This window comes from Pseudomonas sp. GW821-FHT02H06 (genome assembly GCF_059421525.1).
This window is the reverse complement of the sequence record NZ_JBWKVD010000003.1, coordinates 330,365-344,664: the sequence shown is the minus strand read 5'-3', so window position 1 is coordinate 344,664 and position 14,300 is coordinate 330,365. Positions and strand designations below refer to the sequence as shown.

Genomic DNA, 14,300 nt, shown 5'->3' with positions numbered 1-14,300 from the left:
TATTGCCACTATCTGAATCTACCGCACATAAAAAAACCCGCGCTGACAGGTCAGGCGGGTTGGAACAGGTGCGGTCTTAAGGCGTCGCGGCTCAGGCGTCAGGGCTTAGGCGAATGATTTTCGGAAACTCCGTCAGCGTCAGCCGGGCCGAGCAGCGCTGGGCGTCGCACACCCACTGCTGCGGGGAGTCGGTCATGCCCTTGTCCGGTGTCTGCGTGTCGAGGATGCGCACCGGCTTGTTTTTCATGGCGGGGGCGCTGATGGTGACTTCGTGCTCCCGACCGCTGACCCACGCCACCAAAATGCGCTCGCGTCCATTGCTGAATGCCAGTTGGAAGACGCCGTCGGACTGCAGGCTGTTTGCCGGCTCGTAGGTGAACTGAGGCAGATAAGGGCTGATGGCCTTCAGTACGGAATAAGCCGGTTTCGCACGGAGATCGGCATCAAGCAGGCCAAAGTTGTGCTCCTGCTCGGTGCGGTTGGTGCCATCGTTGATCAGGTCATACCACCACATGCCTTTGACATTCGGCACCGTGCGGATGAGGAAGTACGCGCGGGCCAGGTACGCAGACTGGCGCTCGGCGCTGACGCCGCAGTTGCCATTGTGGCTTGGCCAGCTCATCTCGGTCAGATACAGCGGCACCGGCCTCCCAACCTTGGTGCTGATTCGACGGTCCAGATCACGCATCCAGCCGATCCAGCTTTCCGGCGTGTTGCGGTAGCTGCCTTCGCAGTGCACGTATGGGTGCAGGGAGATGCCATCGGCGTACTTCATCACCCCTGCAGCCAGGATACGGTCGACGAAGCCACTCTTGATGCCCATGGTCGTTACGGCGCCAGCGAGTACCAGCGCCTGGGGATTGTTCTTGCGAACGATCGGTGCCGCGTCACGGACCAGCGTGACGTAGTCATTGCTCAGGCGCGGATCGGTCGGGCCGTCAAGGTCCCACTCGTTCCAGACCTCATAGAACCTGACCGGACTGCCCAACTGGCGGGTGAGGTAGTCCACGTATTTCAGGTACGGAATCTTGACCGCAGGTATGCGCGGCTTTGCGCCCCCTTGATATGAGCTGCCGTAGCCAAGAATGACCATCGGTGTGAGATTCAGTCCCTTGGCAGTGCTCAGCCATGCGCGCCAAGGCGCAATGATCTGCATCTGGCCGCGCACAGGTTCGGCCGTAGACCAGAAGGCGTCATCGCGAATGGACGTGACGCCCGCCACGCTTGCCATCTGAAGGCTGCGCAGCGGTTGCCCGGTGTTATTCATTGAATGGGTAGCGACGCCGACGATAAACGGCTCGGCCACGGCGACATTGGCCGCGCACAGGGCGGCCATCAGTGCCAGGCCGCTCAGGCCGATGCTGCGAAAGCTCATGGGATTGCCTCGGTCAACTCAGGCCCGGGAGGCCGTTCCACGTGGGCAACTCATGGGGCTTTGGGGCCCGCAGTCTGCCCCGCGATTTCATGGCCAGTGCATGGCCGATTGCCATGCCCAGAAACATGTTCGCGAGGGTAACTTCCAGCGTATCGGTCGTCCAGCTGACAATGCAGATACAAAAACTCGTCACCAGCAACGCCTTGCCATAACGGCTGATACTGTCGGCCAGGATGAAAAACAACGGGATGTGCAGGGCGTAGAGAAACAGTCCGACCAGGCCAAACGTCGCCCACAGGTACACCACGGTGCTGTCGGACACCATGAAGATGTCGGCGCCGACAACCGGGAAAGCGGCGACGGCACTGCCAACCAGCCCGAAGCCCACACCCGTGAGCGTTCGATCCTCCTCCATCAGCGTCCGAATGACGTTCGGCCAGGTGTTGATCAGCCGGTCGTAGATGGACGCCAGCGAACTGGTGGCCGAGATCTTGTTGGCATCGAAGTCGGTCATCATTGCCACGAAGGGCAGTGACATGCCGAGTACAACCGCAACAACGATGGTCGCGCGTACTGTCCAGCGAAACCGCAACATCAGCAGCAGACCCGTGCCGCCGATAAACGCCAATGCTGGCGCCTTGCTGGTGGTCAATATCACCCCGGCCAGACCGATCACGCAGACCACCAGCCCCAGCAATTTCGAGCGCAGGGTCGCCATCAGGTACAGACTGAGAATCGAGATGATGATGGCCAGTGAGCTGGAGATTCGCGCAAATCCGGCCGGGCGGTCCATGTCTTCGGAAGTCCATGCGGTGTTGGCGCTCAGCTCGGTGCCGCCCACGGTGTAGCTGTAGCCCTTCCACGGCAGACTGACGTACCGGTCGAGGGCAATGCCGCCCAGCGAAGCCAGCAGACAGAAGGCAATCGCCCACATGAACAGGCGCTTGTGGCGAATGATCTGGTCACCGCAGGCGATCCCGAAGAGCAGCGGGCTGATCCCGTACAGCGCAAATGCGAAATTCCCGGCCTGGGCGCCATTCAACGCTGCCCATCCCGCCGACAGCAACAGCACCAGCAGACTCAACCAGACGCCCGGCCCGGCTTTGAAGCTGCGCAGCTCCAGCGCGAAGAACAGCAGGCAGGCGACCTTCGGGGCGTAGAGCAATACGGAGATCCCTGCCTGATCCAGATAGAAACGCAAAGCCCCGTTGAAGGTCTCGACCAGCATCAGGCTGATCGCGACCAGCGCGATCGCCGTGGATTTATCGAATGAAAGTAAAGAAGGTTTTTCAACGTAGACGGGGGAAGTCGACATCATGTGCAGCCCCTCGGGAGCATTTGTACGTGTGATAAGCGTCAGCGTGCGAGCAGGCCGCCAGGCGAAGAAAAGCTACCGCCCGGCCAAGCAGCGATAACCGTCGATGGCGTGCAGCGGCGATGATTTGGGTGATCGCAGCGGGGGAGGAGGAGGGCGTTTCGGTCCCCTCGCGAGCGGTGCGACAGGGATATATCAGCCGCAGATTGGAGGGCTGTCAATCAATTAGTCAAATTTACGGACATATTTAATGATGGCTAAATATCTGTATTCGTAACTTATTGATTTATATAGCGGATAGAAAATTGACGCTGTTAAAAGGAGAAGAAATCCTAGCCTGCTGGCCACTATCTATGACTCATTTTCGTTACAGGTACGGCGTATCCACCGCTGGATATCCAGCGGCTGATACGCCGTTTCGCGAGCAAGCTTGAATCCCGTTACGTCCTTAGTCGATCAAACTCAGGTGTAGCGGCGCTTGTCCGGTGCGGGCGGGAAATACTGGTACAGCCAAGTCTCGCTCAACGTGCGATCACCGGTTTTGATGAACATGCGCATCTCCACGGGCTCTACGGAGTCGCTGGTCGGGTACCAATCGAAGGTCACGCGGAACCCCTTGATGTCCGGCAGCACCAGCACATTGAAATCCTGGACTTTGCCGTGTGACACAGTGACCACCGGCTCGATGCCCGAACCTTCCGGCAAGCGGTCCAGCCCGCCGCCATTGAAGTCCACGGCAAAACGCCGCGCCCAGACTTCCGGGTAATGCTCGCCCGGAGCCCAGCCTTCGATGAAACCGCCCATGCCTGAACGCGTCGCGTGCACTTGAGCCAGCGGTGTGCTGACCGGGGGCAGGGGGCTCCAGTAGAGCTTGTAGCCGTAGTTCATCGACATCCCGGCCTTGACTGGCACTTTCGGGTTCCAGAACGCGACGATGTTGTCCAGGGTTTCGCCTGTGGTGGGCAGTTCCAGCAGATCAATCGAGCCCTCGCCCCATGCCGTCGTCGGCTCGACCCACAGGCTTGGCCTGCGGTGGTACCAATCCACGGTGTCCTGATAGGTCTTGAAGTCGTGGTCGGTCTGCACCAGACCGAAGCCTTTCGGGTCTTTGTCGGCGAAGGCGTTGAACTGGATCTTGGCCGGATTATTGAGCGGGCGGCAGATCCATTCGCCATTGCCGCGCCACATCGCCAGCCGGTCGGAGTCGTGGATTTCCGGGTGGAGCGTGTCGCACATGCGGCGTTCGTGAGTGCCGCAGCTGAACATGCTGGTCATGGTCGCAATGCCCAACTGCTCGATGTCCGCCCGCGCATTGATGTGCGCGTCGATGTCCATCACCACGCGGTCAGCCTGGCAATCGATATCGAAGCGATACGCGCCCGTCGCACTGGGGGAGTCCAGCAGCGCGTACACGACAAAACGTGTGGCGTCCTTAGTCGGCTTCTCGAACCAGAATTGTGTGAAGTCAGGGAATTCTTCAGGACTGTGGGCGTAGGTGTCGATCGCCAGACCCCGTGCGGAGAGGCCGTATTGCTTGTTGCTGTCGATGGCGCGGAAGTAGCTGGCGCCCAGGAACGACAGGATGTCGTTGATGGCAATCTCGGGGGCTTTGAACAATTTGAAACCAGCAAAGCCCAGGTCGCCCTTGAGCTGACTCTGGTCGATGCGACTGGCTTCGTAGTTGAACAGCTCGGGACGGAAATGCACTTCACGCGCCTGCTGGGTGGCCGGGTCGACGCTGTACATGCGCACCGGGGTCTTGAAGCCCGCGCCGACGTGGAAGAAATGCACGTCCAGTTGGCCTTTCACGTCATTCCACAGTGAATGGCCGGCGTCGTACTTGATCGCGTTGAATTGCTGGGGCGTCATGTTCGCCAAGGTTGGCGGCAGGTTCTGCTTGGTGCTGACGTAAGGCTTGCCGGCCATCTGCTTGGCGTTGTCCTGCAAGGTCTTGAAGTCAAAGTGTTCGATGTCGCCATCGGCGGCCGCAGCCAGCGCGCGTGCCGCATAAAGACCTGAGGCGGGTAGCGCGCTATAGGCTGCCAGCGCCATGGACGCTTTCAAGAGATTCCTGCGATTCATATGGTGAAGCCTCTGAAGATGCTGTGCCTTCCTGCACAAAAAAGTGCGCTTTCCCAATCCTTGCCGAACGCAAATTACCAACAAACAGATAACAATCTCGGCATCTTGTTCGCGCAAAGGGAAAAAAATCGTTTCAGGGCATCACCGATTTCGCTTCAAGGTGTTGCTTGATCGGCCGATTTTGGCGGCGCATTTCAGGCTTGCGTGGTATGCCCTCCGACGCCCATCGCCGCCTGACGCAGCGCTTCTGACCTTGTCGGATGGGGATGGCAGGTCAGGGCGATGTCCTCGGCTGACGCAGCGAACTCCATCGCCACGCAATACTCCGCGATCATCTCGCTCACGCTTGGGCCGACGAGGTGCACGCCGAGAATCTCATCGGTTCGCTCATCCGCCAGCACTTTCGCGAAGCCGTCCGTTTCGTGATTGACCTTGGCGCGGCTGTTGGCACTGAACGGGAATTTGCCCACCTTGTAAGCGCGACCTTCCGCTTTCAATTGCTCTTCCGTTTTACCGACGCTGGCCAGCTCGGGCTGGGTGTAGATGACGTTGGGGATCAGGTTGTAATTCAACTCGCCTTTCTTGCCGACGATGCGCTCGACACACACGCCGGCTTCGTCCTCCGCCTTGTGCGCAAGCATCGGGCCTGACGTCACGTCGCCAATTACCCAGATACCCTCCACCGCCGTGCGATGCCCGTTGTTGGGCAGGACGCCGCGCTTGTCCACGTCCAGGCCGACCGTTTCCAGGCCCAGCCCTTTCGTCACCGGGCGACGGCCGATGGACACCAGCACGTAGTCCGCTTCGATCTGCTCGGCTTCACCACCGGCGGCGGGTTCGACTGTCAGGGTGACGCCGGTGTCCGCGGCGACGGCAGAGGTGACCTTCGAGCCGAGTTTGAACGCCATGCCCTGACGCGACAGCGAGCGGTGCAGCGTCTTGCCGGCCTCCAGGTCAGTGCCATGGGCCACATGCTCGAGAAATTCGACCACCGTCACCTTTGCCCCCAACCGGCGCCAGACCGAGCCCAGCTCAAGACCGATGACCCCCGCGCCTATCACCACCAGATGCTTGGGCACTTCGCTCAACGACAGGGCGCCGGTGGAGTCGAGAATACGTTTGTTGTCGATGGTCACGCCGGGCAGGGGCGTCGGTTCGGAGCCGGTGGCGATGATGATGTCCTTGGCGGTCAGCTCGGTTTCGGCACCTGCGGCGTCGGTGACGATGACCTTGCCGGGCCCTGCGAGACGGCCCCAGCCCTTGATCCAGTCGGCCTTGTATTTGCGAAACAGAAACTCGATACCTTTGGTCAGGCCGGTCACGCTTTCGGCCTTTTGCGCCATCATCTGGGGCAGGTTCAGCGTCGGCGTGACCTCGATGCCGAGCTTCTTGAATTCCTCGCCCGTCGCCGCCTCATACAGCTCCGAGGCGTGAAGCAACGATTTGGAAGGAATGCAGCCCACGTTGAGGCATGTCCCGCCTAATGTTCCACGGCCTTCGATGCACGCCACTTTCAAGCCTTTCTGGCCCGCATGGATCGCCGCGTTGTAGCCGCCGGGGCCGCCACCGATGATGACAACGTCGTAGTGACTCATGAACGTACTCCTCAAGGAATCCAGCAATGGAGGGAAGCGTAGCCGCGGCTGGACAAATGTCGCGCGTCACTTGGCGGCTTAAATGATGGGTGTAATATTTCTCCCGGAAGCGCTTCAAAGTCAAGCGAGCGAGTTTGGTCACTGCCTCGCGGGAAGTGTGCAGGACCAGCTTTAGCCGGGTAGGCGCCTTCCCGTCTGTGCAGTGACTAAACTCGATACAACGGCAGGCGATATCTACCTGTCTGCTGCCTGTCTGACCCCGCATCTCGCGTTACGCAAACGAATAATCAGACGAAAATTTCACGACTTCTGTTATATCGTAACGCCCTGTGTCAGCGTCACTTGTGCCGCGTAATTGCAACGCCGGTGGGTGGGCGGGAAGGGTGATGAATGGCAGCGTTAAACGGGCTTTGGAGTTGCAATGCGGGTTGATCTGGATGATGAGGGCGTTGCCCCGGCGAGCCTGCCGCGATTTCAGCAGGCGGCTGTTCAATCGAGACGTCTTTCACGGCTGACGCACCTGACAGGGGCGATGGGCGTCATCGGCTTGGTGGTGTCGCTGTTCGTCGACCTCTTTTCCCCCAACTCGCTGTGGACGGCGGTGCTGACGAACAGCGCCGCCAGCCTGCTTGTGCTGGCGGCGGCGTTGCAGTCGGCCCACGTGGTCAGCCAATGGCGCGTCGGCGTCATCTCACCGCCTGAGTCGATTCGAACAGACGAAGAAGCGCTGCTTCACAGCGAAGAGCAGGGCTGGTACGACCGCGTGCTCGGACGCATCAGCGGCGCCGGCACTTCATTGGTCGGCCAAGTCGGATTACCGGTGTTCTGGCTGGCAGGCTGGGCGTTGCTGTCGCTGATCAGCATTGGCCTGATCTGGAATCTTGCGCTGTCGGGCAGCAATGTCGGCCTCGTCGGTAACGTGGTCGGCGGTTTGCTCCTGTTGATCGGTTTTGCGCTGCTGGTGCTGGAGCGGCAATTCAGCAACGAGTCCGAGGCCAGTTGGCCTGAAGCCGAGCAGTTGGCGCAGATGACCAAGGTCGCCATCGGTACGCTACTGGTCACGGCGTTCTGCCTGTTTTTCTCCTCCGTTGACCGCGTATGGCCCGCCCGGCTCGCAGTGTTGATCGGACTCTTGCCAGGGCTGGTTGCTGTCGAGTTGCTCACCCGCGGGTTGCTGTCCGTTTTTAGTCCACGCAATGAACGCCTTGAGCCGCGCTTGATCGCCACCAGCTTTGTCGCCGGTCTGCTGCGCTGGCCGCCGCGCCCGCTGCTGGCGTTGCAAAACGAGTTGCACAACCGCTTCGGCATCGACCTGCGTCAGATCTGGGCGTTTACCTACATGCGCCGCGCCTTTCTGCCGGTGCTGGTGGTCATCGTCGGCCTCGGCTGGTTGCTGAGCGGTGTTCACGAAATCCCCATGCAGGGCCGCGGCATTTACGAGCGCTTCGGCAAGCCGGTTGAAGTCCTGGAGCCGGGTCTGCATGCGGGTTTGCCTTGGCCTTTCGGAACGGTGCTGGCGGTTGAAAATGGCGTGGTCCACGAGCTGGCGACCAGCGTCTCAGAGGGAGCCGGTGCCGAGCAGACCCTTGACCCTGCCGAAGGTCCGCCACCCGCCATCGCCAACCGTCTGTGGGACGCCACGCACATCAACGACAAGTCGCAAGTGATCGCCAGTGGCTCGGGAGACAAGCAAAGCTTTCAGATCGTCAACATGGACGTGCGCTTTGTGTATCGCATCGGTTTAACGGACGAAGCCGCACTGGCCGCGACCTATAACAGCGCCGACATTCCCAGCCTGATTCGCAGCACCGCCAGCCGCGTGCTGGTGCACGACTTTGCTTCCCGCACCCTCGACGAATTGCTGGGTGAGCAGCGCAACGATCTGGCGGCCGACATCGGCGACGCCGTGCAGCGCGACCTGAAAAAGCTCGACAGCGGCGTGGAGATTCTCGCGACCGTGGTCGAGTCGATTCATCCGCCAGCCGGGGCGGCCAACGCCTATCACGCTGTCCAGGCCGCGCAGATCAGCGCTCAGGCGTTGATTGCCCGGGAACGTGGCGCGGCGGCCGATCAGGCCAATGTGGCGCAGCTGCACGCCAGCATGGCGCACAATCAGGCGGCGGCGACCTCGCGGGAAGTCATGGCCACGGCGCAAGGGGCGGATTTGCGCTTCAGCGCTGAACAGCAGGGCTACGCCAAGGCGGGCCAGGCATTCCTGCTCGAGCAGTACCTCAGTCAGCTGACCCAGGGGCTCACCCACGCCAAGTTGCTGGTGCTGGATCATCGGCTCGGCGGCACCAGCGCGCCGACCATTGATTTGCGATCTTTTACCCTCCCGGTCGACCCCGCAGCGTCGACTCAATCAGCTGACCAGCCCTCGGCTGAATAAGGAGTCTTCCCTTGAGCCTGTTTCATTCCCACGATCATCACGACCATTCTGGCCACGACCACAGCGGTCACGGTCATGGCGGCCATCATCACGGTCATCACCATGGCGAAGCCTCCGGCCCGGCCGTATTTCCGTGGCGTCGTGCTGCGCTGGCGGCCGTGCTGATTGCCTTCGCGGTCGCGGCGGCGAGTCTGGTGCAGGTGCGCTCCGGCGAGGCGACGGTCATCACGCGCTTCGGCAATCCGGCGCGAGTGCTGCTCGATCCCGGCCTGAGCTGGCGCTGGCCGGCGCCATTCGAAGCAGCGATCCCCGTCGACCTGCGTTTGCGCACCACCTCAAGTGGCTTGCAGGACGTCGGTACCCGTGATGGTCTGCGCATCATCGTTCAGGCGTACGTGGCCTGGCAGGTGCAGGGCGATCCGGACAACGTGAAGCGCTTCATGCGCGCCGTGCAAAACCAGCCGGACGAAGCAGCCCGGCAGATCCGCACCTTCGTCGGCTCGGCACTGGAGACCACCGCCGCCAGCTTCGATCTGTCGAGCCTGATCAACACCGACGCCAATCAGGTGCGCATCGCCGATTTCGAAAACCAGCTGCGTCAGCAGATCGACAAGCAACTGCTGACCACTTACGGCGTTCGCGTCCTGCAAGTGGGGGTTGAGCGTCTGACGCTGCCGTCGGTGACACTCAACGCGACGGTCGACCGGATGCGCGCCGAGCGTGAGACGATTGCCACCGAGCGCACAGCCATCGGCAAGCGCGAGGCCGCGCAGATCCGCTCCGCTGCGGAACGCGACGCGCGGATTGTCGAGGCCGATGCAACCGTGAAAGCTGCCGACATCGAGGCGCAATCCCGCGTCGAAGCGGCGCAGATTTACGGCCGTGCCTACGCCGGTTCGCCCCAGCTGTACAACTTGCTGCGCTCGCTGGACACCCTCGGCACCGTGGTGGGGCCGAGCACAAAATTGATTCTGCGCACCGATGCCGCACCGTTCCGGGTGCTCGTCGATGGCCCGCCGACCCTGGATGGCAAGGCTGGAACCCAGCCATGACCGAGCACGATGCTGCGCACATCGAGCGGCCGGTGGTGAACAGTCCCTGGCTGCAGGCCAGTCGGCTGGCGTTTTTGGGGCTGTACGTCGTGACCCTGCTGGCGGCGCTCGGCTGGGCTGTCTCCAATGTGCGGGAAATCGATCCACAGAACCGGGCGGTGGTGTTTCGCTTTGGCGAGCTGGGCCGTGTGCAGAACGCCGGCTTGCTGCTGGCCTGGCCGCAACCGTTCGAGCAGGTGGTGCTGCTGCCTTCCGCTGATCGCGTGATCGAGCGGCACGTCGAAACGCTGTTGCGCTCACCCACTGCGTTGGCGGCCGACAAGATCACCAGCTTCGCGACGCCGATGAGCGACGCGCTGGCAGGGTCAGGCTATCTGCTCACGGGCGACGCCGGCGTCGTACAACTCGACGTGACGGCGTACTACAAAGTGACGGACCCACGGGAGTTCGTGCTGCAAGGCGAGCACGTGCTACCGGCGCTGGATCGTCTGGTCAATCGCAGCGCCGTCAGCCTCACCGCAGCGCGGGACCTGGACACCATTCTAGTGGCGCGTCCCGAACTGGTGGGCTCCGACAGCCAGTCTGCCGAGCGTCGCGAACGCCTGCGTGGCGATCTGGTGCAGGGCATTAATACGCGGCTCGGCGAGCTGACGGCCACCGGCGTCGGTTTGGGCGTCGAGGTGGTACGGGTCGACGTGCAGTCCAGTTTGCCGGCGGCAGCGGTGAATGCGTTCAACGCGGTGCTGACTGCGAGTCAGCAAGCCGATCAGGCCGTGGCGAACGCGCGGACGGATGCGGAAAAACTCAACCAGACCGCCAATCAGCAGGCTGACCGTACCCTGCAGGTCGCCCATGCCCAGGCGTCCGAACGGCTGGCCAAGGCGCAGACCGACACCGCCGCGGTGACCGGCCTGGCGATGTCGATCCAGAACAAGAGCGATCCCGGATTGCTGCTGCGTATCTACCGCGAGCGGGTGCCTGCCATCCTGAGACAGGCGGGTTCAGTGACCACGGTCGATCCCCGCGACGATTCCCGCCTGATCATCCAGGGAGCTGACAAATGAGTGGCGAAGCCGTGCATAACCATTCCCACGATCCTTCTCACACGCATGCCGCGCCAGTCGCGGCCGGCAGCATGCTCACCAGCCGCGAACAGCGCAGCGCAGCCCGTCAGTTGACGCTGGCGATGCTTGCCCTGGGCTTGCTTGCATTGGGGCTGGTCTGGCGATTCTTCTCGCCCGAGCAAGTCGGCGTCAGCCAATTGCTGCTGGGCGCCGCCTCGCTGTTGGTGGCCATCCCGGTGGTCAGCGCCGGCTGGCACAGCCTGCGTTATCCCAGCCTGCACGGCATTACCGATCAACTGATTGCCCTGGCCATGCTCGGCGCCTGGGCGACGGGCGATCTGATGACCGCCGCGTTGCTGCCCATCATCATGATCTTCGGCCACGTGCTGGAGGAGCGCAGCGTGATTGGCTCCCAGGAAGCCATTCAGGCATTGGGTCGTCTGACCCGCAGCCACGCCCGGCTGATCGATAAGGACGGCGTGATCCGCGAAGTCGACAACAGCGCGCTGGTGGCAGGTGATCGCGTCGAAGTGCGCGCTGGCGACCGCGTACCGGCTGACGGCTTGGTGATCTCGGGGCAGGCCAGCCTCGACACGGCGCCCATTACCGGCGAGTCCGTCCCGCTTGAAGCGCGCGCAGGTATGGAAGTCTTTGGCGGCGCGATCAATCTCGACGGTCTGCTGCGTATCGAAGTGACGCGTATCGGCAACGAGTCGACCCTGGGCAAAGTCATCGCGCTGATGCAAAGCGCCGAACGCTCCAAACCGCCCATCACCCGACTGCTGGAAAAGTACGCCGGCAGCTACATGGTGCTGGTGCTGCTGATTGCGGCCGTGACCTGGTTCATCACTAATAACGCCCAGGCCATGCTGGCCGTGTTGGTGGCTGCGTGTCCCTGCGCGTTGGTGCTGTCGGCGCCGGCGACCGCCATCGCCGGTATTGCAGTCGCCGCGCGCCACGGCATTCTGATCCGCAGTTCGGCCTTTCTTGAAGAGCTGGCTGACCTCACTTCGCTGGTTGTCGACAAGACCGGCACACTGACTTATGGGAGTTTGCGCTTGCAGTCGGTTCAGGCCGAGGAGGGCGCGGGTGACGACGTCATTGCGCTGGCGGCAAGCCTGGGTTCGGCGAGCAGCCACCCGGTCAGTCGCGCGCTGGCGACGTTGGTCGGCAAGGATCATCTGCTTGCTCTGGACGACATTCGGGAGCGCCAGGGGCTGGGCGTCGTTGCACAGACCGCCCGGGGTGAAGCGGCGTTAGGGCGGCCTGAGCTGTTCGCGCAGTTGGGCATCGCGACGTCGCCGGTTCCCGACCACGATGGCCCGATTGCCGGGCTCGCGGTAAACGGGCACTTTCTGGCCTGGCTGCTGCTGGCGGACAGCCTCAAGCCCGAGGCTCGTCAGGCGTTGAGTGAGCTGCGCGAGCTGGGCCTGGGCCGGCAGTTGCTGCTGACCGGTGATCGCCAGAGTGTCGCCGACAGCCTGGGCCACGAGGTCGGCATCAGTGATATCCACGCCCAGGCGTTGCCCGAGGACAAGCTCAATCGGGTCATGAGCGAAATCAAAAAAGGCTTTCGCCCGATGGTCGTCGGCGATGGCATCAACGACTCCCTGGCGCTAAAGGCCGGCGTTGTCGGCGTCGCGATGGGGGCGGGCGGGGCGGACATCGCGTTGGCCTCCGCCGACATCGTCTTGATCGGCAGTGACCTGCGCCGCCTGGGCACCTGTGTGCGGTTGAGCCGCCAGTGCCGCCACACCTTGCAGGTGAACGTGATCATCGGACTCGGCTGGACGCTGGCCATTGTCGCCATGGCGGCTTTCGGCGTGCTGGGCGCGGCAGGCGCCATGATCGCTGCGGTCTTGCATAACCTCAGCACGCTGCTGGTACTGGGCAACGCCGGGCGGCTGCTGCGTTTTCACGAGCCCATCGCGAAGTTTCACAATCCCTCCTGAGCCAGATTCCCCGGCGCTTGTACCGAAAGCGCCGGGTTAGAGGCTCCCACTAAGTATTAAAATTCGCTTGAGCTTTGAAGAACTCTGTTACAAATTAACTCCAGTCTCGTTTCGGGGTGCTCCATTTACAGGCGACACACTGGCTCGAATTCTGGGGGCACAGCGTCGTACCCGTTGTAGGTTCGTCGTCGTTCAAACCAGCCAATCGCCTGACGGCTCCTGATCTGGAGCCGGTTATGGACTACCCTTTTCCATGTAGCTGGATCAGGGGGATTTCATATGCTCGCGCAACTTCCACCGGCGTTACAGAACCTTCATCTGCCGTTGCGTCTCAAGCTCTGGGACGGCAACGAGCTTGATTTGGGCAGTGATCCCCGCGTCACGATCGTGGTCAAGGACCCGTCCCTCGTTTCCGATTTCACCCACCCTAGTCTTGGCCTCCTTGGCAGCGCCTTCGTTGAAGGCCGGCTTGAGCTGGAAGGCTCGATCAGCGAAGTGGTCCGGGTGTGCGACGAGCTGACCAAGGCACTGGTGGATGAGGACGACGACAATCTCCCTGTGCGCACCGAGCACGACAAGGCCACCGATGCTGCGTCGATCTCCTACCACTACGACCTCTCCAATGACTTCTATCGCCTGTGGCTGGACCGGGAGATGGTCTACTCCTGCGCGTATTTCAAGACCGGCAACGAGACGCTCGATCAGGCCCAACAGGACAAGTTTCACCACCTGTGCCGCAAGCTGCGCCTTAAACCCGGGGAATACCTGCTCGATGTCGGCTGTGGCTGGGGAGGGCTTTCCCGCTTCGCCGCGAGTGAATACGGCGTCAAGGTGTTCGGCATCACGTTGAGCCGCGAGCAATTGGCGCTGGCCCGGGAGCGGGTGCGCGCAGACGGTCTGCAGGATCGTGTCGAATTGCAGCTGCTCGATTACCGGGATCTGCCCAAGGACGGCCGCTTCGACAAGGTCGTCAGCGTCGGCATGTTCGAGCATGTCGGCCACGCCAATCTCGAGCTTTACGCAAAATGCCTGTTCGACGCAGTGAAGGAGGGCGGTCTGGTGATGAACCACGGCATTACCGCCAAGCACACCGACGGGCGTCCTGTCGGGCGCGGCGCGGGTGACTTTATTGATCGCTATGTGTTTCCCAATGGTGAACTGCCGCACCTGTCGATGATCACCGGGTTCATCAGCGAGGCGGGTCTGGAAGTGGTCGATGTGGAAAGTCTGCGCCTGCACTACGCCAAGACGCTCGAACACTGGAGCGCCCGTCTGGAAGAGAAACTCGACGTCGCCGCGGCTATGGTGCCGGAGCAGGCGCTAAGGATCTTTCGGTTGTATCTGGCCGGCTGTGCCTATGCGTTTTCCAAGGGCTGGATCAACCTGCACCAGATATTGGCGGTGAAGCCGTATGCAGACGGCAGCCATCATTTGCCGCTGACGCGGGATGATTTGTACCGGTGAGTGCCCCAAGCC

9 protein-coding genes are annotated in these 14,300 nt (G+C 61.8%); 5 read left to right on the top strand and 4 right to left on the bottom strand.

What is annotated here, in order from left to right; translation table 11 throughout:
* Positions 1-91: 91 nt before the first annotated feature.
* The 4 genes from AC07VF_RS07565 to lpdA all read right to left on the bottom strand — a co-directional run bounded on the left by AC07VF_RS07565 (position 92) and on the right by lpdA (position 6,367).
* Positions 92-1,375 carry a hypothetical protein gene (locus AC07VF_RS07565; RefSeq protein ID WP_346627366.1) on the bottom strand — a complete coding sequence of 428 codons (1,284 nt, stop codon included), beginning with the start codon at positions 1,373-1,375 and terminating at the stop codon, positions 92-94.
* A 13-nt stretch (positions 1,376-1,388) separates the two neighbouring features.
* Positions 1,389-2,693, bottom strand: a complete 1,305-nt coding sequence (locus tag AC07VF_RS07560) for an O-antigen ligase family protein (protein ID WP_346627367.1) — start codon at positions 2,691-2,693, stop codon at positions 1,389-1,391.
* Between the two features lie 459 nt (positions 2,694-3,152).
* Positions 3,153-4,772 (bottom strand): glucan biosynthesis protein D, encoded by a 1,620-nt coding sequence (locus AC07VF_RS07555; protein WP_282365426.1) that lies wholly within the window; start codon positions 4,770-4,772, stop codon positions 3,153-3,155.
* A 194-nt stretch (positions 4,773-4,966) separates the two neighbouring features.
* Positions 4,967-6,367 (bottom strand): dihydrolipoyl dehydrogenase, encoded by a 1,401-nt coding sequence (gene lpdA / locus AC07VF_RS07550; RefSeq protein ID WP_495008328.1) that lies wholly within the window; start codon positions 6,365-6,367, stop codon positions 4,967-4,969.
* Positions 6,368-6,788: 421 nt separating this feature from the next.
* On the opposite strand from lpdA, the gene hflK reads away from it, so the two are divergent.
* The 5 genes from hflK to cfaB all read left to right on the top strand — a co-directional run bounded on the left by hflK (position 6,789) and on the right by cfaB (position 14,288).
* Positions 6,789-8,756, top strand: a complete 1,968-nt coding sequence (hflK, locus tag AC07VF_RS07545) for a protease modulator HflK (protein ID WP_495008329.1) — start codon at positions 6,789-6,791, stop codon at positions 8,754-8,756.
* A gap of 11 nt (positions 8,757-8,767) precedes the next feature.
* Positions 8,768-9,808 (top strand): protease modulator HflC, encoded by a 1,041-nt coding sequence (gene hflC, locus AC07VF_RS07540; RefSeq protein WP_192174514.1) that lies wholly within the window; start codon positions 8,768-8,770, stop codon positions 9,806-9,808.
* Positions 9,805-10,872, top strand: coding sequence for an SPFH domain-containing protein (locus AC07VF_RS07535; protein ID WP_495008330.1), 1,068 nt, complete (start codon positions 9,805-9,807; stop codon positions 10,870-10,872). The genes hflC and AC07VF_RS07535 overlap by 4 nt, the downstream gene beginning before the upstream one ends.
* Positions 10,869-12,824 carry a cation-translocating P-type ATPase gene (locus AC07VF_RS07530; protein ID WP_495008331.1) on the top strand — a complete coding sequence of 652 codons (1,956 nt, stop codon included), beginning with the start codon at positions 10,869-10,871 and terminating at the stop codon, positions 12,822-12,824. Before AC07VF_RS07535 ends, AC07VF_RS07530 begins: the two co-directional genes overlap by 4 nt.
* Positions 12,825-13,103: 279 nt before the next feature.
* Positions 13,104-14,288, top strand: coding sequence for a C17 cyclopropane fatty acid synthase CfaB (cfaB, locus tag AC07VF_RS07525; RefSeq protein ID WP_192174517.1), 1,185 nt, complete (start codon positions 13,104-13,106; stop codon positions 14,286-14,288).
* Positions 14,289-14,300: the final 12 nt, after the last annotated feature.

What these genes read in the sequence shown, in the direction of transcription:
- AC07VF_RS07535 (WP_495008330.1), top strand. Translation starts at nt 9,805, where the DNA reads ATGACCGAGCACGATGCTGCGCACATCGAGCGGCCGGTGGTGAACAGT.
- AC07VF_RS07530 (WP_495008331.1), top strand. Translation starts at nt 10,869, where the DNA reads ATGAGTGGCGAAGCCGTGCATAACCATTCCCACGATCCTTCTCACACG.
- cfaB (WP_192174517.1), top strand. Translation starts at nt 13,104, where the DNA reads ATGCTCGCGCAACTTCCACCGGCGTTACAGAACCTTCATCTGCCGTTG.
- hflK (WP_495008329.1), top strand. Translation starts at nt 6,789, where the DNA reads ATGCGGGTTGATCTGGATGATGAGGGCGTTGCCCCGGCGAGCCTGCCG.
- AC07VF_RS07565 (WP_346627366.1), bottom strand. Translation starts at nt 1,375, where the DNA reads ATGAGCTTTCGCAGCATCGGCCTGAGCGGCCTGGCACTGATGGCCGCC.
- AC07VF_RS07555 (WP_282365426.1), bottom strand. Translation starts at nt 4,772, where the DNA reads ATGAATCGCAGGAATCTCTTGAAAGCGTCCATGGCGCTGGCAGCCTAT.
- lpdA (WP_495008328.1), bottom strand. Translation starts at nt 6,367, where the DNA reads ATGAGTCACTACGACGTTGTCATCATCGGTGGCGGCCCCGGCGGCTAC.
- AC07VF_RS07560 (WP_346627367.1), bottom strand. Translation starts at nt 2,693, where the DNA reads ATGATGTCGACTTCCCCCGTCTACGTTGAAAAACCTTCTTTACTTTCA.